The organism is Streptomyces sp. NPDC096012, from assembly GCF_040426375.1.
Taxonomy (GTDB): Bacteria; Actinomycetota; Actinomycetes; order Streptomycetales; family Streptomycetaceae; genus Streptomyces.
This window is the reverse complement of record NZ_JBEOTD010000013.1, coordinates 1-23,844: the sequence shown is the minus strand read 5'-3', so window position 1 is coordinate 23,844 and position 23,844 is coordinate 1. Positions and strand designations below refer to the sequence as shown.

Below are 23,844 nucleotides of genomic sequence, written 5' to 3'. Positions count from 1 at the left end.
GTTCCATCCAGGAGACTCCGTATGAGCAACATCGAGCAGTACCAGGGGAATCTGCAGTACGCCGTCGACATCGTGCTGTGCGTCGACGCGACCGGGAGCATGTTCCCCGTCCTCGACAACGTGAAGTCGAGCGCCTTGCAGTTCCACGACCGGCTCAACGACGTCATGGCGAAGAAGGGCAAGGCGATCAGCCAGCTGCGGCTGAAGGTCATCGCCTTCCGTGACTTCGGCGACGACGCCTCGACCGCCATCCAGCAGACCGGGTTCCTCCGTCTTCCCCAGGAGTCCCGGGACTTCGAGGAGTTCGTGCGCGGCATCGACGCCTCCGGCGGCGGCGACATCCCCGAGTCCGGTCTGGAGGCGCTCGCGCTGGCCATCGACTCGCCGTGGGAGCAGGGCCTCGACCGCAGGCGGCACGTCATCGTGATGTTCACCGACGCGCCGGCCCATCCGCTGGGCGCGCACGCCTCCGTGCCGGGGTATCCGGCCTCCGTCCCGGGCAGCCTCGACGAGCTGTTCGAGCGCTGGGGATACGCCCGCAGTCAGACGGCGGTCATGGAGCAGTCGGCGAAGCGGCTGGTGCTGTTCGCGCCGGACCAGGCTCCCTGGTCCGACCCGATCGCCGAGGAGTGGGACCTCACCCTGCACTTCGCCTCCAAGGCCGGAGAGGGGCTGGAGGAGTTCGAGATGGACGAGATCATCGAGACGATCGCGAACAGCCTGTGAAGCTGGACTGGCCGGAGTTCGAGCTGGAGTGCAACGGTGCCGGCTATCTGACGTTCCACTGGCCCCGCTACGGACGCATCAGGTCACATGTGGGCCACTGCACCCGGCTCCGGTTGCTTCCGCAGGGCGCGGACGGGCTGTCCCAGTGGGTCTTCCATCTGCGCTTCCCCGAAGGGCCGACGCCCGGTCTCCTCGTGGTCCGGGTGGACGTACCGGCGGACCGGCAGGACGAGGCGAGGGATTACGGCGACCTGCTGCGGCGGCACTTCGGGATCCCCGAGGACCCGGACGACGAGGCGGGGGAAACCGGGTTGCCGCGGGTGCCCCTCGACGACACGCGGGAGTGGGTGGCCGCACCCGCGTCCGACGCGTCCGAGGAACTGTTCGCGGCGGTGGCGGCCCGCGTGGACGGCGACACGGGCTGAGTGCGCGGCGGGACCGACGGAAGACGGAAGAGGGGGGCGGCACGAGGTGGCGGGATCGGCCAACTGGCGTTGCACGGACTGCGACACGTTCAACGAGCCGGCGGAACCGTCTTGCACGGTCTGCGGCGGGAGCCGGCGCGGCACCGCACCGCTCCCGCCCCGTTCGGCTCCTGGGACGGCCGGGCCGGGGTCCTCGACAGGCGGCAAAACGGGGGCGGCTTCCGGCAGTAGGCCCGGGTCGGCGTCCGGCGGCAGACCGGGCTCGGCGTCCGGTGGCAAACCCGGGGCGGCGGGTGGCAAGCCGGGGGCGAAGCCCGCGAAGACGACGGCGAGGGCGAAAGCGGCCGGTTCCGGCGGGGCCGCCAAGCGGCCCGGTGGCGCCGGCCGCCCGTCCGCCCCCTGGCGCTGCGCGGACTGCGACACGAACAACGCGCGCACCGACCTGACCTGCATCGCGTGCGGTACCCCCTGGAAGGCGGCGAGGAAGGGCGCCCCCAGACCGCCGTCCGGGGACGCGGCCGCGAAGAAGTCCGCGCCACGCAAGGCGCCGCCCCGCCAGGCGACGCCCCGCGGCACCCCCGCGTCGTCCTCGACGCCCGGCAGGACCACGCCCCGCGGCACGCCCTCCGCCACGCCCCCGACCACGCCACGCACCTCCCGGCCCGGCACGTCGGCCACGGCGGGCGGGCGGACCGGCGCGGCGCCGGGCACGCGCCGTACCGGTACCGAGGAAGGTGTCTTCTTCCCGTCGTCCGCCGGCACGGGCTACCGGCCGACCGCGCCGCACGTCCCCACCCCGCCGCCGCGTCCGGAGCCGATCTACACGCCCTCCCCCAGGCCGCGCTACGGGCCGCCCCCGAAGAAGTCCAGGGGCGGCTGTGTACTGGGCTGCTTCGGCGCCGTCGCGGTGCTCTTCGCGATCGGAGCGCTGGCGCAGCACGGGGATGACTCGTCCGGCTCCGGCTCCCCGGCCCCCGGGAGCACCGCGCCGGCCTGCCCGGACCGGATCGCCGCCGAGCTGCCCGACGGCGACGGCGCCCGGCTCGTCCAGGCGTTCCGCACGAACAACAAACAGATCACCTTGTGCCGGACCGGGTCCGGAACGCTGTACTACTACGGCGAGTTCAGCGACGGCAGGGAGAAGGGCATCGCCATGAAGGCGAAGGCGACGAGCAAGGGGTACGAGGCCCGCAACGGCGTGTACCACTACGTCATCCACGGCGGTGTCGTCACGGTGTACCGGTCGGGCAGCCGGATCGGCCAGGAGGATGTGACTCCGGAGCCGTCACCGACCTGAGGAGCCGACTCCCGAGCCCCACCGGCCTCAGGAACCGATTCCGCATCCCTCACCGACCTCAGGAACCGACTCCCGAGCCGTCGCCGACCCGGCTCACGCGTCGCCGTACGCCTCCCCGCCCGGTTCGAATCGCGCCGTGCCGGCCGTCACGTCGGCGAGCCACGCGCGGAACGCGTCGACGTCGGCGTCCGGCAGGCCGATCTCGATGGTGACGGCCTCGCCGTAGCGGACGTCCCGCACCGCGCGTCCGGTGGCCCGCAGGTCGTTCTCGACCTTGCCCGCGCGCTGGTGGTCGACGGTCACCGTGGCCAGCCGGAACCGGCGCCGGGTGATCGTGCCGAGTGCGTCCAGGGCCTCGCCGACCGATCCTCCGTAGGCGCGGATGAGACCGCCGGCGCCGAGCTTGACGCCACCGTAGTAACGGGTGACGACGGCGACGGCGTACCGCATGTCGCGGCGCAGGAGCATCTGCAGCATGGGGACGCCGGCGGTGCCGCCCGGTTCGCCGTCGTCGCTCGCCTTCTGCACGGAGGCGTCGGCGCCGATGACGTACGCCCAGCAGTTGTGGCTGGCGTCGGCGTGCTTCCTGCGGACGGAGGCGATGAACTCCTGCGCCTCCCGCTCGGTGGCGGCCGGGGCGAGGGCGCACAGGAAGCGGGATCGGTTGATCTCGGTCTCGTGCACGCCGGCCCGGGCGACTGTGCGGTACTCGTCCTGCATCCCGTCAGCCTATGCGAGCGCGCCGGCCCCTCTCCTCGCGCCCGTCACCCCGTGGCCCCTCTCCTCGCGCCCGTCACCCCGTGGCACCTCGCTCCTCGTCCCCTCACTTCCCTCCGCCGGCCTTCCGCCGTTTCTCCCCGCCCTTGTGCCCGCGCGGCACGATGAACGAGGTGAGCAGGGCGGAGCCCGGAGCGAGGGCCGGCCAGCCGGTGCCGCGCCAGGTCAGGACGGCGATCGCGGAGGTGGGGAACTTCACCCGCACCCGTTCCAGCGTGTCGTCCAGGCCGTCCCCGGCCAGTTCCAGGACCAGGTCCCCGAGCCCCGGGTTGTGCCCGACCAGGAGCAGCGTCTCCACCCGGCCGGGCACCTCCCGCACGACCTCCGACAGGTCCGGTACGCCGGCCGCGTACAGCCGCCGGTCGTAGTGGACCGGCGGCGGGGTGCCCCACTGCCCGGCGGCCAGCTCCCAGGTGCGGCGGGCGCGCTCGGCGGTGGAGCACAGGGCGAGGTCGGGCAGGGCGCCGGCGTCGGCGAGGGCGCGTCCGGCGGCCGGGGCGTCCCTGAGGCCACGCGGCGCGAGCGGCCGGCGGTGGTCCTCGACGCCCTCGGGCCAGGCGGACTTGGCGTGCCGCAGCAGCACCAGGCGGCGCTGCGGGCCGGCGCCCGCCCGTTCGATCACGCCGGGCTCCCGATGTCGCGGGGCAGATCGAGGGCGAGCAGCCGGTCGGCGTATGCGTACGTCTCGAAGCGCGCGCCGTCGGGCAGGCCGGGGGCGGTCTCCACGTCCCGGAGGACCGCCAGCACGCCGGGCAGATCGAGGTCGTCCTCCCAGGCGGTCCGCAGCCGCGCCCGCACCTCGTCGGGCACCGGTTTCGAGGGCTGCCGCGCCCATCCGGCCACGGCCCGCCGCCATCGGGAGAGCTGTCGCGCGGCCCCGTCCAGCACGGCGCCGTCCAGCCGCACGGGTTCACCACGCGGCACGGAGAGCAGGGCCAGCCGCAGGGCGGCCGGATCGGAGAGCAGGCGGGCCAGGGGGCCGCGCGGGTCGGCGTGCTCCCGGGTCCCGGCGGCCGGGCCCCCGGCGTCCGGCGTGGGCCCCGGCTCCGGTCCCCGCGTCCACGTGACCGGTGCCACGCGCGCCACCGGTCCTTCCCCCTGGACGCGCCCGGCGCCCTCCGCCACGACGTGGACCGCCTGCGCCGCGCCCAGGCCCGCGGCGAGGTCGCGGCCGTCCTCCAGGGGGCGGATCGCCAGGGCGGTGGCGGCCGCGCGCAGCTCGGCGTGCTGCCGGGGCGCGAGGAGGCTCGTCCAGACCGGGGTGCCGCCCAGTTCCAGGGCGCGGACGAGCAGGTCGGCGGTGAGCAGCACGCGCAGGGCCGTCGGGTCCAGGCCTGAGGCGTGGGCCTCGATGCGGGTCAGGCCGCGGCGGGCGGGCGTGGCGGGGACGGGCTCACCGGTTCGGGCGTCGAGGATGCGGAGCACGGGGCGAGCGTAGGCGGACGGTCGGCACCACGCAGGCACTTGCGCCGATTCCGGGCACCGTGGCGGGGCAGGGGGCGGGAATCAGCGTCCCCGCAGCGCTGTTGCCGGAACCGACGAGGACCCCGAGAGCCGGGGTCCCCCGCAGCCCGAGGAGACGGCCGTGTACGGCGACGAAGCGACGATCCGCAGGATCCTGACCGAGCTGGGCGACACCTGGGCCGTGGTCGGCCTGTCCGCAAACCGGGACCGGGCCGCGTACGGCGTGGCCCGGGTGCTTCAGCGGTTCGGCAAGCGGATCGTGCCGGTGCACCCCAAGGCCGAGACGGTGCACGGCGAGCCGGGCTACGCCTCCCTCGCGGACATCCCGTTCGACGTGGACGTGGTGGACGTCTTCGTCAACAGCCGGCTGGCCGGCGCGGTGGCGGACGAGGCCGTGGCGAAGGGTGCGCGAGCCGTGTGGTTCCAGTTGTCGGTCGTCGATGAGGCGGCGTACGCGCGGACCCGCGAGGCAGGCCTGGAGATGGTCATGGACCGCTGCCCGGCGATCGAAATTCCTCGGCTGAGCTAGCTGTCTCTCTTTCTTCTCACAATTCTCCGCTGAATATTGACATTCGTAGTTGATGTCTGACCTGTGTGAAGACTCTTCCCCAATCGGACAAGATTCTGGGTCAAGTTTTGGGAAACAGTCTTTTGCTGGGACCGAAAGCCTTCCTAGCCTGTGGCCTCCTTGCCCGTAAATTTTGCGTTCATGAACTGAGAGGCCACCTGACATGGCGAAAGTCGACGCCTTGCCACAGGCCCAGACGGAGTCCGGCGGTTTGCGCCGAGATGTCGGACTGATCGGTCTGATGTGGGCCTCCGTGGGGTCCATCATCGGCTCCGGCTGGCTGTACGGCGCCGAGAAGGCGGTCGTCGTGGCCGGCCCCGCGGCGATCATCTCGTGGGTGATCGGCACGGTCGCGATCGTGCTGCTGGCGCTCGTGCACGCCGAACTCGGCGGCATGTTCCCGGTGGCGGGCGGCACCGCCCGCTACCCGCACTACGCGTTCGGCGGCCTGGCCGGCATGTCCTTCGGCTGGTTCGCCTGGCTGCAGGCGGCCACCGTGGCCCCGATCGAGGTCGAGGCCATGATCGGCTATGCCGGTCACTGGAAGTGGGCCCAGGCCCTGCAGCACGCCGACGGAACCCTGACCACCAGTGGTTTCCTCACGGCGGTCGCCCTGATGGCGGTCTTCGTCGGGGTCAACTTCTTCGGTGTGCGGGCCCTGGCGCACACCAACAGCGCGGCCACCTGGTGGAAGATCGCCGTCCCGCTCGCGGCGATCTTCATCATCGCGGTGGGCAACTTCCACGCGAGCAACTTCACCTCCGAGGGCTTCGCCCCGTTCGGCGCCAAGGGCGTCCTCGGCGCCATCAGCTCCAGCGGCATCATCTTCGCGCTGCTCGGCTTCGAGCAGGCGATCCAGCTGGCGGGCGAGAGCCGCAACCCCAAGCGTGACCTGCCGCGGGCGACCCTCGGCTCGGTGGCGATCGGCGCCGTGATCTACATACTCCTGCAGGTCGTGTTCATCGCCGCGCTGCCGCACGCCTCGTTCGCGCACGGCTGGGCCAAGCTCGACTTCGCCGGCATCAGCGGCCCGTGGGCGGGTCTGGCGACCCTGGTGGGCCTCGGCTGGCTGGGCTGGGTGCTGTACGTCGACGCGATCATCTCGCCCGGTGGCACCGGCCTGATCTACACCACCGCGACCTCGCGCGTCTCCTTCGGTCTGGCCAAGAACGGCTACCTGCCGAAGGCGTTCGCCAAGACCGACAAGCGCGGCGTGCCGTGGTTCGGCCTCGTCATGTCGTTCGTCACCGGCGTGGTCTGCTTCCTGCCGTTCCCGAGCTGGCAGGAGCTGGTCGGCTTCATCACCTCGGCGAGCGTGCTCATGTACGCGGGCGCGCCGCTGGCCTACGGCGTCTTCGCCGACCGCCTGCCGCACCACGAGCGCCCCTACCGGCTGCCCGGCGGCAAGTTCATCTCGCCGGTGTCGTTCGTGGTGGCCAACCTCATCATCTACTGGGCCGGCTGGGACACGCTGTGGCGGCTGGGCTTCGCGATCCTGCTCGGTTACGTGCTGCTGGGCTCCTACGCCTGGTACGCGACCAGCAAGCGGCTGCCGGACGCGCCCCGTCTGGACTTCAAGGCCGCGCAGTGGCTGCCCGGTTACCTGATCGGCCTGGGCGTGATCTCCTGGCTCGGCAGCTTCGGCGGCCGGGGCAGCATCCCGCTGTGGTGGGACATCCTGGTCGTCGCGGCCTTCTCGCTGGTCGTCTACTACTGGGCCAAGGCCACCGCCTCGAAGCCCGAGGCGATCGAGCGCAGCATCGAGGAGGTCGTGGTCACGGACGCGCCCGCGCACTGACCCACTCCCGCTCCCCCACGGTGTCCCGTCGGCCTGGCTGACGGGACACCGTCATAATGCTCGCGTGACGTCTCCTTCCCCCCACCCCGGCTCACCTGTCCCGAGCCGCTTTCCGGTCGTCGTCGTGGGCGCCGGACCGGCCGGCCTGACCGTCGGCAACATCCTGCGGGCCGCCGGTGTCGACTGCCTGGTGCTGGAAACCGAGAGCCGGGAGTTCATCGAACGGCGCCCGCGCGCCGGGGTCATCGAGGAATGGGCCGTACGCGGTCTCGAACGGCGGGGGCTGGCCGGCCGTCTGCTGGAGGAGGCGGAGCGGCAGTCCGAGTGCGAGTTCCGCTTCGACGACCGCGGATACCGCTTCGGCTACCACGAGTTGACGGGCCATCACCACTGGGTCTATCCGCAACCCCTGCTCGTGACCGACCTCGTGCGCGAGTACGCCGACGTGCGCGGCGGGGAGATCCGTTTCGGCGTGCGGGACGTGCGCCTGCACGACCTGGACTCGGACCGGCCCGCCGTCTCGTACACCGACCCGTACAGCGGTGAACGGCACCTGGTGCACTGCGACTTCGTGGCGGGCTGCGACGGGGCCCGGGGGGCGAGCCGGGCCGCGCTGCCGGACCGGGCGCTGATATCCCGGCACGACTACGGCATCGGCTGGCTGGCGCTGCTCGCCGAGGCGCCGCCGTCCGCCGACTGCGTGCTGTTCGGCATGCATCCCGAGGGGTTCGCCGGACACATGCCCCGCAGCCCCGGGCTGACCCGCTACTACCTCCAGTGCCCGCCCGGCGACGACCCGGACGACTGGCCGCACGACAGGGTCTGGGCCGCGCTCCAGCAGCGGCTGCGCGCGGCGGACCGCCCGCCGTTGAAGGAGGGGCGCCTGCTCGAGAAGCGGGTGCTCGACATGCACAACTACGTGGTCGAGCCCATGGTGTTCGGCCGCCTCTTCCTGGCCGGCGACGCGGCGCACCTGGTCGCGCCGATCGCCGCGAAGGGCATGAACCTGGCCCTGAACGACGCCTTCCTGCTCGGCGACGCCCTCGTGGCGTACCTGGCCGAGGGGGACCCCGCGGGGCTGGACGGCTACTCGGAGACCTGTCTGCGGCGCGTGTGGGACTACGAGGAGTTCTCGGAGTGGCTCTCGGAGATCTACCACGGCACCTCCCACGGCGATCCCTACCGGGCCGGTACCACGCTCGCCCGGCTCCGCCGGATCTTCACGTCGCCGGCCGCGGCGGCCGCCTTCGCCCAGCAGTACCTCGGCACGGCCACGGCGTTCTGAAACGGCCCGCCGCCGGGTCAGGCGACGCCCAGGCCCTCCAGGACCAGCGCGCCCGGCAGTTCGGCGAAGGCCTTGCCCGGGACCAGGAGTTTGCCGCGGCGGCGGCCGCTGCCGACCAGGACGTAGGGCAGGTCGACGACGGCCGCGTCCACCAGCACCGGCCATCCGGTGGGCAGCCCGACGGGTGTGATGCCGCCGTACTCCATGCCGGTCTCCCCGGTCGCCGTCTCCATCGAGGCGAACGAGGCTTTGCGAGCGCCGAGTTGGCGGCGGACCACACCGTTGACGTCGACCCGGGTGGTGGAGAGCACCACGCACGCCGCGAGGGTGGTCTCGCCGCCCCGCTTGCCCGCGACCACCACGCAGTTCGCCGACCGCTCCAGAAGGTCGCGGCCGTAGTGCTCGACGAAGACGGCGGTGTCGGCCCAGCGCGGATCGGTGTCGACGTAGAGGATCCGGTCGGCGGGCACGCCGCCCTGCCAGTCGCGTACGGCGTCGGCGACCGGGGCGGTCAGCTCGTCGAGGCAGTCGGGTGCCGGGGTGGCGGTGTCGAAGTCTCCGATGGGTGCGCGCATGCCCGCACGCTAACAAGCGGCGCCCGCCCGCCGTACCGGTGTCTCACTGCACGGGCGGCACGGAGACGGCCATCACCATCTCCATCGGGTCCGGGCCGCGGTTCGCGTACACGTGCGGGATGTTGGCCTCGAAGGAGGCGCTGGCACCGGCCGGTACGCGGTGGTCCTCGCCGTCCACGGTGAGGGTCAGCTCACCGGCGGTGACGTGGACCAGTTCGACGGTGCCGTTCGGGTGCGGTTCGGAGGGGCTGCTCTCGCCCGGCATCAGGCGCCAGTCCCACATCTCCAGCGGGCCGGGGGCCTCGGTGCCCGCCAGGAGCCGGTTGTAGCTGCCGGCCTCGGTGTGCCACAGCCGTACGGCCCGGTCGGCCGGAACCACGCGGACCCGCGGCCCCCGCTCGTAGTCGAGCAGCGTGGTGACGCTGACGCCGAGCGCGTCGCCGATCTTGACGACCGTGCCGATGCTCGGATTGGTGCGCGCCTGCTCGATCTGGATGAGCATCCCGCGGCTGACTCCGGCCCGGGCGGCGAGCACGTCGAGGGTGAAGCCGCGCACCGAGCGCCAGTGCTTCACATTGCGCGCCAGGGACTGGGTCAGCAGTTCGAGATCCGACACATTACGTCCAATATCCGAGAAAGTTCATTATCGTAAATGACGCAGTTCATTTGAATGAACTACGGTGGGGCGCACCCGCTCGTCCAACGAACTGTACTGCGAGGGATCGTGACCGCCGTCTTCGCCCTGACCACCAGTCTGCTGTGGGGGCTGGCCGACTTCGGCGGCGGGCTGCTGACCCGGCGCACCCCGGCGCTGACGGTCGTGGTCGTCTCGCAGGCCATCGCGGCGGCCGTGCTGGGGGCGATCGTCCTCGCGACCGGCGGCTGGAGCGAGGCCGGTCCCCGGCTGTGGTTCGCGATCGCGGCGGGCCTGGTCGGCCCGGTGGCACTGCTCTCGTTCTACAAGGCCCTCGCGCTCGGCCCGATGGGCGTCGTCTCCCCGCTCGCCACCCTCAGCGTCGCCGTCCCGATCGGGGTCGGCCTGGTCCTCGGCGAGCGTCCGGGGCTGCTCCAGGTCGCGGGCATCGCCGTGGCCGTCACCGGCGTCGTCCTCGCGGGCGGTCCGCAGCTGCGGGGCGCGGCCGTGCAGCGGCGGACGATCCTGCTCACACTGGTCTCGGCGCTGGGTTTCGGCGCGGTGTTCGCGCTGATCACCGAGGCCTCCACGAATGTCACCGGGCTGTTCCTCGCCCTGTTCGTCCAGCGGCTGACGAATGTGACGGTGGGCGGGGCGGCGCTGGCCGCCTCGGTCCGGCGCGGCGGGGCCGCCCTGCCGGAGGGGGGCTTCCCCTGGGCCTCGCTGCCCGCGCTGGCCTTCGTCGGGCTCGCCGACGTCGCGGCGAACGGCACGTACGCGATGGCCGCCCGGCACGGTCCGGTCACCGTGGCCGCCGTCCTCGCCTCGCTGTACCCGGTGGTGACGGCGCTGGCCGCGCGCGGCTTCCTCAGCGAACGGCTGCGCGCGGTGCAGGCGGCGGGAGCGGGGCTGGCCCTGCTGGGCACACTCCTGCTGGCGACCGGCTGAGCGGACCGCCGGCCGCACTCCCGCATCCGGCTCTCCGGCTCCAGTACGGCGAGCCGCGCCACCCCGGCTCGCCCGCACTCCCGCGTCCGGCTCTCCGGCTCTCCGGCTCTCCGGCTCTCCGGCTCTCCGGCTCTCCGGCTCTCCGGCTCTCCGGCTCTCCGGCTCCAGTACGGCGAGCCGCGCCACCCCGGCTCGCCCGCGCCGCCCGCGTCCGGCTCGCGTCAGCTCTCCGGCTCTCCGGCTCCAGTATGGCGAGCCGCGCCACCCCGGCTCGCCCGCGTCCGGCTCGCGTCAGCTCTCCGGCTCCAGTGCGGCGAGCCGCGCCACCCCGGCCTCGTCCAGGCCGGCCAGCGCCCGCAGCTGGTCCGGCGTCGTGCCCGCCGGGATCGGCACCGGGGCCGGGGTCCTGAGCGGCGGCTGCCAGCCCTCCTCCGCCGTCCAGTGCCGTACCACCCGGGCGGGCGCCCCGGCCACCACGGCATGGTCGGGGACCGTGCCGCGTACGACGGCGCCGGCCGCGACGACCACGTTCCGCCCGATCCGCGCGCCCGGCAGGATCACCGCGCCGGTGCCGATCCAGCAGCCGGGGCCGATCTCGACCGGCTCCATCCGCGGCCACTGCTTGCCGATGGGCTCGTGCGGGTCGTCGTAGGAGTGGTTGGTGGAGGTGACGTAGACGTAGGGGCCGAAGTAGCAGTCGCTGCCGATGGTGACCGTCGTGTCCGCGATGACGTGGCTGCCGCGGCCGAGGACCACTCCGTCGCCGAGGCGCAGGATCGGCTCGGGCCCGAGATCGAGGTCCGGCATCAGGCCGGCGGTGAGGGTGACCTGCTCGCCGATGATGCAGTGGGAGCCGAGGTGGATCCAGGGTTCGCCGAAGACCGTGCCGAGCGGGAAGGCCAGCTTGGTACCCGTTCCCATCGCGCCGAAGCGGAAGCCGGCCGGGTGCTCGGCGGTGACGGAGCCGGTGCGCTGGGCCCAGGCCCACGCCGTGTGGACCGCGCGCTGGGCTAGGCGGCGGCGCCAGGATGAGAACGTGTTCTTGCGCTTCGGCACGGGCTCACGTTACTCAGCGGTCGCCGCGGGCGAGAGAGCGGCCCGCTGTGATCTTTGCCCCACCCGGTGTCGTACGGTTCGACGCGGACGGCGCACAACGGCGGACGCGAGGAGACGGTGATGGGGCGGAAGGCGCTGATCGTGGGCATCGGAGGCAAGGAGCCGCGGGTCGATCCGGAGGCGTTCGTCGCGCCGACGGCCTCGGTGATCGGTGACGTGACCCTGCGCCCGGGGGCGAGCGTCTGGTACGGGGCGGTGGTACGCGGTGACGTCGAGCGGATCACCGTGGGCGCCGACGCCAACGTGCAGGACAACGTGACGCTCCATGCCGACCCGGGGTTCCCGGTCAGCGTCGGCGAGCGGGTGTCCATCGGGCACAACGCGGTGGTGCACGGCGCGACCGTCGAGGACGACTGCCTGATCGGGATGGGCGCGACCGTGCTCAACGGGGCGGTGATCGGGGCCGGATCGCTCGTCGCCGCGCAGGCCCTGGTGCCGCAGGGGATGGTGGTGCCGCCGGGGTCGCTGGTCGCGGGCGTGCCGGCGAAGGTGAGGCGCGAGCTCTCCGAGGAGGAGCGTCAGGGGGTGACCCTCAACGGCACCCTGTACGCGGACCTGGCGAAGGCGCACCGCGAGGTGCACCAGTAGGCCGGGCGCTCACTCACCGGCGCCGACGGGCTCCGCCTCCCGCTCGGTCCGCGGCTGGGCCTTCTTCGCCTTGCGCCTGATGACCAGCATGGAGGCGAGGCCGATCAGCAGCGCCACCGCGAGGCCGAGGTAGGAGAACCTCTTCAGCCAGTCCTCGGCGACGATGCCGACGTAGTAGATGACGGCCGTCGTGCCGCCCGCCCAGCAGATGCCGCCGAGGACGTTGGCGGTCAGGAACTTCCAGTAGGGCATGTGCAGGACGCCCGCGAGCGGCCCGGCGAAGATGCGCAGGAGGGCGACGAAGCGGCCGAAGAAGACGGCCCACATGCCCCACTTCTCGAAGGACCGCTCGGCGGTGGCCACATGGCCCTCGCCGAAGTGCCTCGGGAACTTCCTGCCGAGCCAGGCAAGCAGGGGGCGCCCGCCCTTGCGGCCGATCGCGTAGCCGATGGAGTCGCCGATCACGGCACCGGCGGTGGCGCACACGCCGAGGACGACCGGGTTGACGCCCGAGTGCTGGGAGGACATCAGCGCCGCCGAGATCAGGATGATCTCACCCGGCAGCGGAATGCCCAGGCTCTCCAGGCCGATCACCAGGCCCACCAGCGCGTAGACGGCGGCCGCGGGCACCGAGTCGAGCCATTCCTGGACGTGCACCGCCGGTTCCTCCCCTGTCGCTGACGATTCCCGCGGGGCCGGCATGCGAGACGCGCCCCATGGGAAGGCTACCTGGTCGGCGGTGAACGGCGGCTTGCGCGCACCCGCCGGACGGCACCGTCCCGCCCCCGCTCCTTCGGTCTTCGGACATCCCGGTGTCATGCGGGAGGGGAAGGCTCCCCGCGGTTTCGCCCGACCCGCCTCCCCCAGGTCCCCGTCGTGGGGTCCGCCGCGGAAGGACGACGTCCCGTGTCCTCACTGTCCCCTCTCCCCCCGCTCGTCCCCGCCTCCGCCGCCACGCTCCCCCGGGCGGAGACCGCCGCGGAAGGACGACGTCCCGTGTCCTCACTGTCCCCTCTCCCCCCACTCGTCCCCGCCTCCGCCGCCACGCTCCCCCGGGCGGAGACCGCCGCCGGGCCCGAGGTTCCCCACCCGGGTCCCGACGCCCCGGCCCGGACGGGGTCCCCGCTGCCGGGGCGGGCCGTGCGGCTGGCCCTGTGCCTGGCTCCCGTGCTGCTCGCGGGCTGCTGGGCCGTCGGCAACCGGCCCGTCGTCCAGGAGGGCGTCCGTCGGCTGGTCGCCGCCGACCCGCGCTGGCTCCTCGCCGGTGCCGGCCTGACCTGTCTGAGCTGGGTGGCCGCCTCGTGCGTCCGGCAGGGCGCCCTGCCCGACCGGCTGCCGCCGGGGCTGCTGCTGGCCTCGCAGTTCGCCGCCGGTGCCGCCAACCACGCGCTGCCCGGCGGGCTCGGCGCCCATGCCGTCACCCTGCGCTTCCTGCGGGCGCGGGGGGTGCCGCTGCCCCGGGCCACCGCGTCGATCGGCCTGTACTCGCTGGCGAGGTCCTCCGCGAAGACACTGGTGCTGCTCGTGTTCCTGGCCGTCTCGCCCGCCTGGCGGCGTCTCGGCGAGCTGATCCCGGACGGCCGGGTGCTCGTTCCGGTGGCCGCCGTGACAGGAGGGGCCCTGGCGGTCGCGGGGGTGCTGCTGAGCGCCGTACGGCCCCTGCGGCGGCCGGTGACCGTGCTGCTGCGCTCGGCCCTCGCCGACGCGCGCGAGGTGCACGCGCGGCCCGGCCGGGTCTTCGCGCTCTGGGGCGGCGCGGTGGCGATGCCCCTGGTGCAGGCGGGCACCCTCGCCTGCGTCGGGGCCTCGCTGGGGCTGGGCCTGCCGTGGGAGCAGGTGACGCTCGCCTACCTGGCCGCGGGTACGGCGGTGGGTGCGGTGCCCGCGCCGGGCGGACTCGCGGTCGACGCTGCGCTGGTGTGGACGCTGGTCACCTTCGGTGCCACACCGGCGGTCGCCACGGCCACCGTGATCGGTTACCGGGTGCTGACCGACTGGCTGCCGCTGCTGCCCGGCGCGCTGGTGCTGTCGGCGCTGATCCGCGCCAAGGCGCTGTGAGCGGACGGTGCGGTGCCGGGCCCGTTGCACCACCAGTCGGCCCTCGCCGGAGAGGCCGGGCGCCTGCCGGACCCGGAGGACTGGACGAACCTCGGGAGGGGGGCGCCTGTCGCGCACCCGGCAGGATGCACACTCGCGGACCGCTCGGAGGCCGGCTCGAGGCGGTGCGCTGCCACGAACGCGGCATCCGCCTGTTCCAGGAAGCAACAGCGGTGGCGGGCGGTCAACGCGCTTCACCTCGTCCCCCTGCTCAGCTCCACGTTCCGGGCCACACTGCGCGCCGGTTCGGCCTCTCCGACGACGTGCCCGGGTGGGACGGTGTGTTGGTCCGTCCGGGTGACAGTCGAGTCAAGGCGATGGTGCCTGGTTGGCCATTTCGGGTTAATGGTGGTGACCGTTTTCCGGTGGGTCGCCCATCTCTCCGGGGAGAGATGGGCGACCCCGCCGGTGCGCCGGTGCGTGGTACGTGTCCGTGTGTCTTCTCTCTGTCCCGGTGTGCGGGCGGTGATCCGGTTCGCGTGTTCCGGCGCCGTGCGACGCGGGCCCCGGTGGGAGTTCTCGGGCGGCCCTCTCAGCTGAGAGAGGTTTGTCATGGAACGGACTACGTGTTGGTGGGGAGCTCCGGCGGTAGCCGGCGGGTTTCGGCCGGTTCTACCGGCCGGTGGACCTGAGGTGGCCGCTGTACAGGGGCTTGTGGCCGCGCCGTTCAGTGCGGCGTTCTCCACGGTGACGATCCCGGCGGGCACGACCCCGCTGGGGGTGGCGGTGGCGCCGAACGGCAACGTCTACGTCGGCAACGCCAATTCGAGCAATGTGACGGTGATCAGCAGCACCACGAACACGGTCCTGGCCACCGTCCCCGCCGGCTCAAACCCGGCCATGATCGCGGTGGCGCCGAACGGCAACGTCTACGTCACCAACCAGAGCTCGAACAACGTGACGGTGATCAGCAGCGCCACGAACACCGTCCTGACCACCGTCCCCGTCGGCGGGGGCCCGTTCGCGCTGGCGGTGGCGCCGAACGGCAACGTCTACGTCGCCAACAGCACTTCCAACAACGTGACGGTGATCAGCAGCGCCACGAACACCGTCCTGACCACCGTCCCCGTCGGCGCGGTCCCGGACGCGGTGGCGGTGGCGGCGAACGGCAACGTCTACGTCGCCAACCGGAACGCGAACACCGTGACGGTGATCAGCAGCGCCACGAACACCGTCCTGACCACCCTCCCCACCGGTGGGTTCCCGGGCGCGGCGGCGGTGGCGCCGAACGGCAACGTCTACATCGCCAACCAGACCTCGAACAACGTGACGGTGATCGACAGCGCCACGAACACGGTCCTGGCCACCGTCCCCGCCGGCACGGTCCCGGGGGTGATCGCGGTGGCGCCGAACGGCAACGTCTACGTCACCAACACGATTTCGAACAACGTGACGGTGATCAGCAGCACCACGAACACGGTCCTGGCCACCGTCCCCACCGGCGGGGGCCCGTTCGGCGTGGCGGTGGCGCCGACCGGCAACGTCTACGTCGGCAACAGCAATTCCAACAACGTGACGGTGATCAGCAGCGCCACGAACACCGTCCTGGCCACCGTCCCCGTCGGCGCGTTCCCCTTCTCGGTGGCGGCGGCGCCGAACAGCAACGTCTACGTCACCAACGCCAATTCGGCCAACGTGACGGAGATCTCGCCGTTGACGGTGACGACCTCCCCTGCGGCGCCGGTGTGCGGGCAACCGGTGACGTTCAGCATTTCCGGGGGAACTCCGAACGGAACGGCGGTGGTGAACTTCGGGGACAGCAGCCCCACGGTCACCGTCCCCCTGGACGCCACCGGGAGCGGGCAGACCACCCACACCTACACCGCCGGTACGTTCACCGCGACCGTGAACGGCAACCCCACCTCCGTGACCGTGAGCCCCAACCCCACAACGACGACGCTGTCGGTGATGCCGAACCCCTCCACCTGCGGGCAGAGCGTGACGGTGTGCGCCACCATCACCCCGGCACCGGCCACCACCACCGTGCCGACCGGCACGGTCACCTTCACCCTCCCCAACGGCCAAACCCAGATGATCCCCGTCAATGCCTCGGGGCAGGCCTGCTTCACCACCACCGCCCTGACCACCGGCACCCTCACCGCCGCCTACGGCGGTGACAGCTGCTTCACCGGCTCCACCGCCGGCACCTCCGTCACCGTGAACCCCGTCCCCACAACGCTGACCGCGCAGCCAGGCACCATCCGGCTCCGGCTGACCCCGCTGCCCGAGTTCTACATCCCCACCCTCAGCGCCACCCTGAAGACCACCTCGGGGATGCCGGTGGCCGGTCAACCGGTGACCTTCACCGCCACCACGCTCTTCGGCCCGGTCAACCTCGGCACCGCCGTCACCGACGCCAACGGCACCGCCACCATCCACAACGCCATCGTCCCCCCCTACGCCGTCGCCACCCCCTTCTACACCGCCGCCTTCCCCGGCACTGCCTGCTACGCCGCGGCCACCGCCCACGGCATCCTGCTGTTCATCCCCCTCCCGGGCTGATCTCACCGGCTCCGGAAACCCCACGTCACCTGGTCTGCCGCGACGTGAGGAACACACCGTGGCCCGACTGGACGAGCCGGCCGACCAGTCGAGGGGGTTGGCGAGACGCGTGGATTCCAGAGGCGGGGCTCCGGCCGCGAAGGCGGCTCTGGTATCGGCACGGTGATCGGCAGACCTGGGCGCAGGCCCACGACCGTCTTGGCCACGGTGAATTCCGCGTCAGCGGCCGGAGTCCGGCCCCCACGCCCGAGAGAAGGCGCAGGCCGCGGGCGAACGCGGGGGCCGGAAACGCGAGGGACTACCGGGGCCGGAGGACTACCGGGGCCGGAGGACTACCGGGGCCGGATAAACGGGGGGCGCCCTGGACGGGCACCCACCGCGTCACCACGTCCGGGACCCACCGCCTCGCCCGGCACGGCACCCAGCACGTCCCTGCGCACAGCGCCTGCCGCCCGGCCCCGCGCGGCACCCGGCAGGTCTCCGCGCACGGCGCCGGACGCCTGGCCCCACACGGCACCCCGCACGACTCCGCGCACAGCAACCACCGCACGGCCGCGCGACGCACCGAGCACGTCGCCCAGCGCCGCGGACGTGTCACCACGCCGCGGGTCGTCCTCGGCACGCGCCTGGGCGAAGCGGGGAGTCGCGCCGTACATCCCGGAGCTCTCGCCACCGCCCCCGGGCGTCCCACGCGGGATGCCGTCCGGCGTGTTGCTCCCGGGCGCCTTCCCGGCACGCCCCCGCGAGGGCTCCGCGTCCGGGCCGTCCGGCGCACCCGGTGCCGCGCCGGGCCGCGGACGACCGCCCGGATCCGGCTCCAGGACCCAGCGCTGCTGCCGGGAACCGTCCCGGGCCCTGACTCCCGCGCCCGGCCCGGAGACACCGGTACCCGGGGCCAGGGCCAGCCCCTGGCGCCGGCGGAGGAGGATCTCACCGCGCACGGTGAAGTCGTACGACACCTCTCCGCCGGGCACGGCGCAGTCGTCCAGCACGACCGCCCTCGACGCGGGGTGGGCGGCGAGACACAGGGACGGGTCGGCTGCGCTGCGCAGCAGACCGTCGTCCCGGTACGACCACTGCTGTGACGCGGCCGGCGAACAGGCCGCGAGCCGGACGCCCGCACCCGCCGTGATCCTTTCCCCGCGCACGTCCAGGCAGAGTCCGGCGGCGAGGGCGCGCAGCCGGCCGCGGGCGACCTCGACGGGCCCACCGGCCGACCCGGCGGAGGGCGACGCACCGGAGTCGGTCGCGGCCGGCCAGGCGGCGGTGCCGGTCGGACGGTCCATGCCGCTCGCGCGGGTGGTGTGGCCGGCGGGGGCGCCCCAGGCGGGACCGGGCGCGGGAACACCGTTGTCGTCGGACCAGCTCCTGGCCACGAGGACCGTGGCGAGCAGCGCGAGCGAGGTGAGTCCTACGCCCACGGCCAGCGCCGTGCGGCGGCGGTTCTCGGGCGCGGTGCGGTGCCGGCCGGTGCCCGCCGGGGGCACCGGCGCCGGCTCCGCCTCGGCGCGTACCCTCCCTTCCTCCACGACGCCGTGGCCGGGCCGGGAGCCGGAGAGGTGCCCGGGACCAGGGCCGGGACCGGGGCGTGAGTCGAGATAGCGACGGGCGCCCCAGCCGAGCACCGCCTCGGCGAGCAGCAGTCCCAGTTCCCCGTCGAAGCGGGCGAGTTGTTCGGCGGCGAACCGGCAGTGGCGGCAGGCCGTCAGATGCCGTCGCACCTCAGGCAGCAGAACGCCGCCACGGCGAATGGGGATGTCGAGAAGCCGGTTGTAGAAACGGCATTCCCTGGTGGGCGCGAGATCCCGGTGGGCGCGCACACAACCCGCCCGGAATTGCTCCCGTGCCTGCTCGAGGGCGGTCGTCGCGGTGGCCACGTCGATCCCCAGCAGACCAGCGGGTATGTATATGGGTTCCGCCTCGACCTCGGTGTGCCACAAGAGGCATTGCGAGCCCCCGGGAAGGGCCCGGAACGCGCTTTCGGCGAGCTGTCGCTTTTCCGGTGTACCGGGCTTTGTCGCACTGAGCCCGCGACCACCGGTGGTTCTGCGCAATTCCGGCAGGGTGTCGCAGGTTCCCTCGTCCGTCGCCCAGGTGCGGACGGTGTCACGGACGGCGACGAGCAGCCGGGGACGCAGCGCGCCGCCGGCCGTGCGGTCGAGCACCTGATGGAAGGCGGCGGTGGCGACCAGGTGGGCGGTGGGCCCGGAGGAGGTCAGACAGACGACCGCGTAGTCGCGGGCGGCGGGCCAGTGCCTGGCCAGCAGCACGGCGACGGAGTGGTGGTGGGCGATGTGCGGGCCGCCGAGCCTGGCGACGAGTTCATGGTCGGACTCCCCGGTCGGACCGGGCAGCGGCGGGTACGGCGGGCGTGGGGGGTAAGGGGACTGCACGGAACCATTTCCTTTCCAGCCGCAGGACGACATGCCGAACCGCGTCCTGTCGGAAAGCAGTGCCTGATCGGTGCGTACCTAAGGGGCCGGCTCCGGCGTTCTGTGCGCCTGCCTTTGCCCTCCCGCGGGAGGCTCACCTTCGCACACGCGCCTCACATGAAACAAGAAGTTCGAATGACTCGGCGTCAGGCTCGGCCAATCACGGAAGGTTACCGCCGGTACCCCCCGGAGCCCGGTCCAGCGGGCGGTCGGTGTGCGGTCAACTCGTGTGCGTGGAAAGGCGGATGGCACACGGTATCTCCGTCTTCCCGAGCCTCCGGCGGGCGGCCTCCACAGCTGGTTCCCATGATTCTCCGGGTCACTCCCATCCGCTTACCCCGGCATGCGCCGCATGATCGCCCTTCACTCCACAGCGACCGGCGCACGGCACGGCGTGGCCGACGGAGCGGATCCGCCCCTACGGCTGCGCGGCGGTGGAGTCCACCGGGGAGGCGGGCGTCGCCCGGATTCGTCGACCGGCTCGGGGCGTTCGTCACCGGCCTGGAGAACGCCGGCAACCGCGGCACCGGTGCGGAGGCGCCGCCGGCAACCGCGGCACGCGTGCGGGGGCGCCGCTGGCAACCGCGGCATCGGTGCGGAGGCGCCCTACGGAGCGGCCTGACGCGGCCGCCCGGGCCGGCGGACGGAAGAAGGGGCCCTCGTGGGCCCCTCTTCGCGTACCGGGTCAGCTCTCGCTGTTGGGACGCAGTGTCCACACGACGGCCATCTCACCGGTCACCGCGCCGTCCGCGCGCCGGATCTCGATCGCGACGGGGAACTCGGGGCGCTGCCCGGCGTCCAGTTCGGCGACGACGTCGGCGGCCGGACGGCCGAGGGTCGCGGTCGCGGTGACGGCGCCCATCGCCAGCTTCCGGTAGGCGATCTCGGCGCGTACGGCCAGTGGCACCGCGCGCGAGAGCTGTTCGCCGAAGGCGGCCAGCACGATGGCCCCGCTCGCGGACTCCCCGAGCGTGAACATCGCGCCGGCGTGCGGGCCGCCGACGTGGTTGTGGAACTCACCCTGGTCCGGCAGAGAGACCACGGCCCGGTCGGCGGTGGTCTCCAGGAACTCGAGGTTCAACGTCCGGGCCATGGGCACGGTGGCGGCGAGCATCTCGCCGATGGACATCTGGTCTGCGCTCATGGACGGCATGTTACTCGCGAGTAGCCATCACTGGCCAGGCCCTGTGCCGACGCTCACCCCGTTTCGCCACCACCCTGCCGAGGACCGGTGACCGAATCGTGTGCGCAGTCGCACTCGAGATCTCGGGGGCTGATGAGTCCAGCGGGTCCACGACTCTTGATCACTGTGGAGCCTGCTGATTGGCTGGCCGGCATGACCGATCTCGGACCCGTTGCCTGGCCCCCTGCATCGATCAGGACCAAGAGGCTCGTACTCCGTGAGCCCGAGGCCCGGGACCGTGCGGCATTCATCGAACTGTTGGCGTCGCCCGAGGTGCACACCTACCTCGGCGGCCCCCGCCCGCGTGAAACGCTTGAGCGTGAGCTGCCCAGGGTGCCTGAGCGGTGGCCCGGGAGCTTCGCCGTTGATCTCGACGGGGAGATGATCGGGCAGATCCTGCTCAGGAGAGCACCGGAGCGCAGTCGCCCGGCTGCTGCGGGGAAGGTCGATCTCGGCTACATGTTCCTGCCGCGAGCGTGGGGATTCGGGTATGCCACCGAGGCGTGCTCGGCGGCACTCGACTGGTTCGACGGCGTCCTTCCCGGCGAGCCGGTAGTACTCCACACCCAGACCGCCAACGTCGGCTCGATGCGCCTCGCGGTGAAGCTGGGGTTCACCGAGGTGGAGCGGTTCCGGGCCTGGGACGCCGAACAGTGGCTCGGCCTGCGGGCACCGGTCACGCCCTCCGATTGAGCTCGCGCTCGGCAGCGTGGTTCCGTCGAAGTCCTTTGCTCTCCTTGACGAAGCTGGGCGGATCTTCGGTAGCCACGGCGAGGTCGTCCGCGGCCTGGCAGGTGGCGCCCTGTTGCTTGAGCAGGGCCGGCAGTCGCCGGCCGAAGGCCTCTTCGACAGCCGGGAGACTCGGAGAAGGGTCTCAAGGGCCGTGGGGGCCGAGGGCGTTCCGCTGCCCGTTGCAGGCCGCTCACCCGATCCTTGCGGGCAACGGACCAGGCCGCCTGCACCCTGGATTAGGGTTACTGGCCATGTGGCCAGATCAGCAGCCGCCAGGGGGCGCGCAGAACCCGCAGCACAACCCGTATCAGCAGCCGGGTTATCAGCAGCCGAATCCGTATCAGCAGCCCGGATCCCAGCAGCCCGGACCTCAGCAGTATCCGCAGCCTGGTCCGTACGCGGAGCAGCAGCCAGGTCCGTACGCGTCGCAGCAGGGCCCGTACGCGCAGCAGCCGCCGGCCGCGCCGTACGGGCAGCAGCCGCAGTGGGGCCAGCCCCCCACCGCGCCCCTGCCCGTGCCTCCGCAGGGCGGTGGTGGCCGCACGAAGCTCGTCGCGATCATCGCCGCCGCGGCGGTCGTGGTGACGGCCGCGGTGACCGGCTTCCTGGTCCTCGGCGGCTCCAAGGACGACCAGGCCGAGGGGGGAAAGGACGGCAAGCACACGAGCGGGTCGCCCTCGTCCGACCCGACGTCCGCCCCGTCCTCCTCGGCCTCGGAGGACGATCCGCGCGGCAACGCGACGGAGAAGCCGACCGTCGCGGGCTGGAAGGTCGTGGTGAACCAGAAGTGGGGCATCGCCTTCGACGTGCCCGGTGACTGGGAGGTGAAGTCTCCCGGCATCGAGATCGGGTTCGAGGACCGGAAGTCGGACAGCTCCAAGCCGCTCATCGCGATGTCGGGCACCGCCGAGGACCGGCCCAAGTGGTGCTCGTCCGACGACGACAAGGACGGCCGCACCGACGACACCCCGCTGGCGGTCGTGGGCACGAAGGGCGCGGACGGCGCGAAGAACACGGACGAGATCGCCGTCAACACCCCCGCCTGGTGGGTCTACGGCGGCTACACCCAGCCGGACAAGAAGAGCATCACCTTCGACAAGAAGGCCACCGCGTTCACCACCACGTCGGGCGTCAAGGGCAGCATCGGCTGGGCGCAGTCGTCGGGCACGCCGCGTAAGGGCAAGTGCGCCTCCGACGGCAAGGCGGTCACGTTCGGCTTCAAGAACGGTGCCAACGACTTCGTGTCGTTCAACTTCTACGGCGCCAAGGGCGTGAAGGACGAGGTCCCGAAGGCGACCGTCCTCAAGATCCTGAGCACGGTCCGGCTGCACGGCACGCCGACCCATCAGTGACCGTACGGCGACGTCGGCCACACCCGGCCGCGCCCGCCGGGCGAGGCAATGCCGGCCGAACCCCGTGAGCACCGAGGTGAGTCACCGGCCGGGGGCTGCGGGACTGCGGGGCTGCGGGGCTGCGGGGCGTCGTCGTCCGGTTCTCGGTCGCCGACGCGGTCGCCCGTCCGGTTCTCGGTCCCCGACGCGGTCGCCGGGGCCGCGCGCCCCGGTGGTGCCGGTCACCGCGCCGGTACCGCGGGGGCCGGACGTCCGTGCCCCGGCCCGTCGCATCGCGCCGGTGGCCGCCCCGGCGACGGCCTCAGCCGATGCTGAACGCCCCGTCCGGGGGTTCGGGCGAGGGTACGGCGTCGGCGTCCTCGACCGGCCTGGCCGCGCCGATGAAATCCCTCAGCCCCGCGCCGTGTTCGACCCGGGCCGGGAAGGCGTCCGCCGCCACCCGGCGGGTCAGTGCGGGAATGTCGAGGGGCCGGTGCGCGGCGACGAGCACCGCGTTGCCGAACCGCCGGCCGCGCAGCACCCCCGGCTCGGCGATCAGCGCGAGTTCCTCGAAGACCGTGGCGAAAGTGGCCAGTTGCGAGCGGAGGAAGCCGAACGGCGCCGCGTCGGCGAGGTTGGCCAGATAGACCCCGTCGGCCCGCAGCACCCGCGCGGCCTCGCGGGCGTAGGCCAGTGTGGTCAGGTGCGCCGGCACCCGGGACCCGCCGAAGACGTCGGCGATGACCACGTCGGCGTGATCGTCCGGGGCCGCCGCCAGCCAAGCCCGGGCGTCGGCGCCGTGCACCGCGACACCGGAGCCCTCCGGCAGCGGAAGGCACTCGGCGACCAGCTCCAGCAGGCCCCGGTCCGCCTCGACCACGTCCTGCCGCGAACCGGGCCGGGTGGCCGCCGTGTACCGGGGCAGCGTCAACGCTCCCCCGCCCAGGTGCACCACGTCCAGCGCCCGCCCGGCCTCGGCCACCACGTCCAGGACGTGCCCGAGCCGCCGTGCGTACTCGAACTCCAGGTGCGCGGGGTCGTCCAGGTCCACGTACGACTGCGGGGCTCCGTCGACCGTGAGCAGCCAGGCCCGCTCCCGGTCGATGTCGGGCATCAGCTTGGCGGTGCCGTGGTCGACGGTCCTGCTCACCGGTATGGGTTCGCTCACCACGCCATTGTCGCCGCTACGGAAGCCACCGGGCACCGGGCACCGTACGAGGGACCACCCCGGGCGCCGGACCGCACACGCGAAAGGACACCGGGCTCCTCCTGGGGGGTGCCTCTATGTCTTTAGTCAAGCAAGCCGTGGGGTTCTGGGTTCGTAGAAGGTTCCGTCGCGGAGCATGGCGAACAGGACGCTGATGCG

General features: G+C 72.6%; 22 protein-coding genes. 12 read left to right on the top strand and 10 right to left on the bottom strand.

Annotated elements, in window-relative coordinates; all coding sequences use genetic code 11:
- The first annotated feature begins 21 nt into the window (after positions 1 to 21).
- From ABVB68_RS15370 to ABVB68_RS15360, 3 genes are all read left to right on the top strand, one after another.
- Positions 22 to 726 carry a vWA domain-containing protein gene (locus ABVB68_RS15370; protein WP_353601562.1) on the top strand — a complete coding sequence of 235 codons (705 nt, stop codon included), beginning with the start codon at positions 22 to 24 and terminating at the stop codon, positions 724 to 726.
- A complete protein-coding gene (locus ABVB68_RS15365) occupies positions 723 to 1,151 on the top strand; it encodes a hypothetical protein (protein WP_353601561.1) in 429 nt (142 codons plus the stop codon). The genes ABVB68_RS15370 and ABVB68_RS15365 overlap by 4 nt, the downstream gene beginning before the upstream one ends.
- Before the next feature lie 907 nt (positions 1,152 to 2,058).
- Positions 2,059 to 2,448 (top strand): hypothetical protein, encoded by a 390-nt coding sequence (locus tag ABVB68_RS15360; protein ID WP_353601560.1) that lies wholly within the window; start codon positions 2,059 to 2,061, stop codon positions 2,446 to 2,448.
- 93 nt (positions 2,449 to 2,541) lie between these two features.
- On the opposite strand, the gene ABVB68_RS15355 is transcribed toward ABVB68_RS15360, so the two are convergent.
- From ABVB68_RS15355 to ABVB68_RS15345, 3 genes are all read right to left on the bottom strand, one after another.
- Positions 2,542 to 3,168 (bottom strand): YigZ family protein, encoded by a 627-nt coding sequence (locus ABVB68_RS15355; protein WP_353601559.1) that lies wholly within the window; start codon positions 3,166 to 3,168, stop codon positions 2,542 to 2,544.
- A gap of 103 nt (positions 3,169 to 3,271) precedes the next feature.
- Positions 3,272 to 3,847, bottom strand: coding sequence for a SixA phosphatase family protein (locus ABVB68_RS15350; protein WP_353601558.1), 576 nt, complete (start codon positions 3,845 to 3,847; stop codon positions 3,272 to 3,274).
- Positions 3,844 to 4,650 carry a hypothetical protein gene (locus tag ABVB68_RS15345; RefSeq protein ID WP_353601557.1) on the bottom strand — a complete coding sequence of 269 codons (807 nt, stop codon included), beginning with the start codon at positions 4,648 to 4,650 and terminating at the stop codon, positions 3,844 to 3,846. Before ABVB68_RS15345 ends, ABVB68_RS15350 begins: the two co-directional genes overlap by 4 nt.
- Before the next feature lie 160 nt (positions 4,651 to 4,810).
- Here ABVB68_RS15345 and ABVB68_RS15340 point away from each other — a divergent pair, with 160 nt between their 5' ends.
- The 3 genes from ABVB68_RS15340 to ABVB68_RS15330 all read left to right on the top strand — a co-directional run bounded on the left by ABVB68_RS15340 (position 4,811) and on the right by ABVB68_RS15330 (position 8,340).
- Positions 4,811 to 5,218: a CoA-binding protein gene (locus tag ABVB68_RS15340; RefSeq protein WP_353601556.1), complete on the top strand. Its 408-nt coding sequence runs from the start codon at positions 4,811 to 4,813 to the stop codon at positions 5,216 to 5,218.
- A gap of 202 nt (positions 5,219 to 5,420) precedes the next feature.
- Entirely contained in the window at positions 5,421 to 7,055 is a 1,635-nt protein-coding gene (locus ABVB68_RS15335; protein WP_353601555.1) for an APC family permease, read from the top strand.
- A 64-nt stretch (positions 7,056 to 7,119) separates the two neighbouring features.
- On the top strand, positions 7,120 to 8,340 hold the full coding sequence (locus ABVB68_RS15330; RefSeq protein ID WP_353601554.1) for a 4-hydroxybenzoate 3-monooxygenase: 1,221 nt from the start codon (positions 7,120 to 7,122) through the stop codon (positions 8,338 to 8,340).
- A gap of 17 nt (positions 8,341 to 8,357) precedes the next feature.
- Here the strand turns inward: ABVB68_RS15330 and ABVB68_RS15325 are convergent, their stop codons facing one another.
- Both ABVB68_RS15325 and ABVB68_RS15320 read right to left on the bottom strand, forming a co-directional pair.
- Positions 8,358 to 8,915, bottom strand: a complete 558-nt coding sequence (locus ABVB68_RS15325; protein ID WP_353601553.1) for a YbaK/EbsC family protein — start codon at positions 8,913 to 8,915, stop codon at positions 8,358 to 8,360.
- Between the two features lie 43 nt (positions 8,916 to 8,958).
- Positions 8,959 to 9,531, bottom strand: coding sequence for a helix-turn-helix domain-containing protein (locus ABVB68_RS15320; RefSeq protein WP_353601552.1), 573 nt, complete (start codon positions 9,529 to 9,531; stop codon positions 8,959 to 8,961).
- A 108-nt stretch (positions 9,532 to 9,639) separates the two neighbouring features.
- On the opposite strand from ABVB68_RS15320, the gene ABVB68_RS15315 reads away from it, so the two are divergent.
- Entirely contained in the window at positions 9,640 to 10,497 is an 858-nt protein-coding gene (locus ABVB68_RS15315) for an EamA family transporter (RefSeq protein ID WP_353601551.1), read from the top strand.
- Between the two features lie 291 nt (positions 10,498 to 10,788).
- Here ABVB68_RS15315 and ABVB68_RS15310 read toward each other — a convergent pair whose 3' ends face one another.
- A complete protein-coding gene (locus tag ABVB68_RS15310; RefSeq protein ID WP_353601550.1) occupies positions 10,789 to 11,553 on the bottom strand; it encodes an acyltransferase in 765 nt (254 codons plus the stop codon).
- Positions 11,554 to 11,673: 120 nt separating this feature from the next.
- On the opposite strand from ABVB68_RS15310, the gene ABVB68_RS15305 reads away from it, so the two are divergent.
- On the top strand, positions 11,674 to 12,201 hold the full coding sequence (locus tag ABVB68_RS15305) for a gamma carbonic anhydrase family protein (RefSeq protein WP_353601549.1): 528 nt from the start codon (positions 11,674 to 11,676) through the stop codon (positions 12,199 to 12,201).
- 9 nt (positions 12,202 to 12,210) lie between these two features.
- Here the strand turns inward: ABVB68_RS15305 and ABVB68_RS15300 are convergent, their stop codons facing one another.
- Entirely contained in the window at positions 12,211 to 12,858 is a 648-nt protein-coding gene (locus ABVB68_RS15300) for a DedA family protein (protein WP_353601547.1), read from the bottom strand.
- A gap of 339 nt (positions 12,859 to 13,197) precedes the next feature.
- Here ABVB68_RS15300 and ABVB68_RS15295 point away from each other — a divergent pair, with 339 nt between their 5' ends.
- Positions 13,198 to 14,259 (top strand): lysylphosphatidylglycerol synthase transmembrane domain-containing protein, encoded by a 1,062-nt coding sequence (locus ABVB68_RS15295; RefSeq protein ID WP_503006129.1) that lies wholly within the window; start codon positions 13,198 to 13,200, stop codon positions 14,257 to 14,259.
- Positions 14,260 to 14,931: 672 nt separating this feature from the next.
- Positions 14,932 to 16,800 carry a virginiamycin B lyase family protein gene (locus ABVB68_RS15290; protein ID WP_353601546.1) on the top strand — a complete coding sequence of 623 codons (1,869 nt, stop codon included), beginning with the start codon at positions 14,932 to 14,934 and terminating at the stop codon, positions 16,798 to 16,800.
- Positions 16,801 to 17,132: 332 nt separating this feature from the next.
- Here ABVB68_RS15290 and ABVB68_RS15285 read toward each other — a convergent pair whose 3' ends face one another.
- Positions 17,133 to 19,193, bottom strand: coding sequence for an RICIN domain-containing protein (locus ABVB68_RS15285; protein WP_353601545.1), 2,061 nt, complete (start codon positions 19,191 to 19,193; stop codon positions 17,133 to 17,135).
- Between the two features lie 724 nt (positions 19,194 to 19,917).
- Complete coding sequence (locus ABVB68_RS15280) at positions 19,918 to 20,376, bottom strand: DUF4442 domain-containing protein (RefSeq protein ID WP_353601544.1); 459 nt, start codon at positions 20,374 to 20,376, stop codon at positions 19,918 to 19,920.
- Positions 20,377 to 20,568: 192 nt separating this feature from the next.
- Between ABVB68_RS15280 and ABVB68_RS15275 the strand changes: the two genes are divergently transcribed.
- Both ABVB68_RS15275 and ABVB68_RS15270 read left to right on the top strand, forming a co-directional pair.
- A complete protein-coding gene (locus ABVB68_RS15275; RefSeq protein ID WP_353601543.1) occupies positions 20,569 to 21,108 on the top strand; it encodes a GNAT family N-acetyltransferase in 540 nt (179 codons plus the stop codon).
- Positions 21,109 to 21,398: 290 nt separating this feature from the next.
- Positions 21,399 to 22,499, top strand: coding sequence for a DUF8017 domain-containing protein (locus ABVB68_RS15270; RefSeq protein ID WP_353601542.1), 1,101 nt, complete (start codon positions 21,399 to 21,401; stop codon positions 22,497 to 22,499).
- 301 nt (positions 22,500 to 22,800) lie between these two features.
- Here ABVB68_RS15270 and ABVB68_RS15265 read toward each other — a convergent pair whose 3' ends face one another.
- Positions 22,801 to 23,646: a spermidine synthase gene (locus tag ABVB68_RS15265; RefSeq protein ID WP_353601541.1), complete on the bottom strand. Its 846-nt coding sequence runs from the start codon at positions 23,644 to 23,646 to the stop codon at positions 22,801 to 22,803.
- Positions 23,647 to 23,844 lie beyond the last annotated feature (198 nt).

Coding starts and splice junctions, on each gene's coding strand:
- ABVB68_RS15370 (WP_353601562.1), top strand. CDS start 22: ATGAGCAACATCGAGCAGTACCAGGGGAATCTGCAGTACGCCGTCGAC.
- ABVB68_RS15355 (WP_353601559.1), bottom strand. CDS start 3,168: ATGCAGGACGAGTACCGCACAGTCGCCCGGGCCGGCGTGCACGAGACC.
- ABVB68_RS15335 (WP_353601555.1), top strand. CDS start 5,421: ATGGCGAAAGTCGACGCCTTGCCACAGGCCCAGACGGAGTCCGGCGGT.
- ABVB68_RS15325 (WP_353601553.1), bottom strand. CDS start 8,915: ATGCGCGCACCCATCGGAGACTTCGACACCGCCACCCCGGCACCCGAC.
- ABVB68_RS15305 (WP_353601549.1), top strand. CDS start 11,674: ATGGGGCGGAAGGCGCTGATCGTGGGCATCGGAGGCAAGGAGCCGCGG.
- ABVB68_RS15280 (WP_353601544.1), bottom strand. CDS start 20,376: ATGAGCGCAGACCAGATGTCCATCGGCGAGATGCTCGCCGCCACCGTG.
- ABVB68_RS15275 (WP_353601543.1), top strand. CDS start 20,569: ATGACCGATCTCGGACCCGTTGCCTGGCCCCCTGCATCGATCAGGACC.
- ABVB68_RS15270 (WP_353601542.1), top strand. CDS start 21,399: ATGTGGCCAGATCAGCAGCCGCCAGGGGGCGCGCAGAACCCGCAGCAC.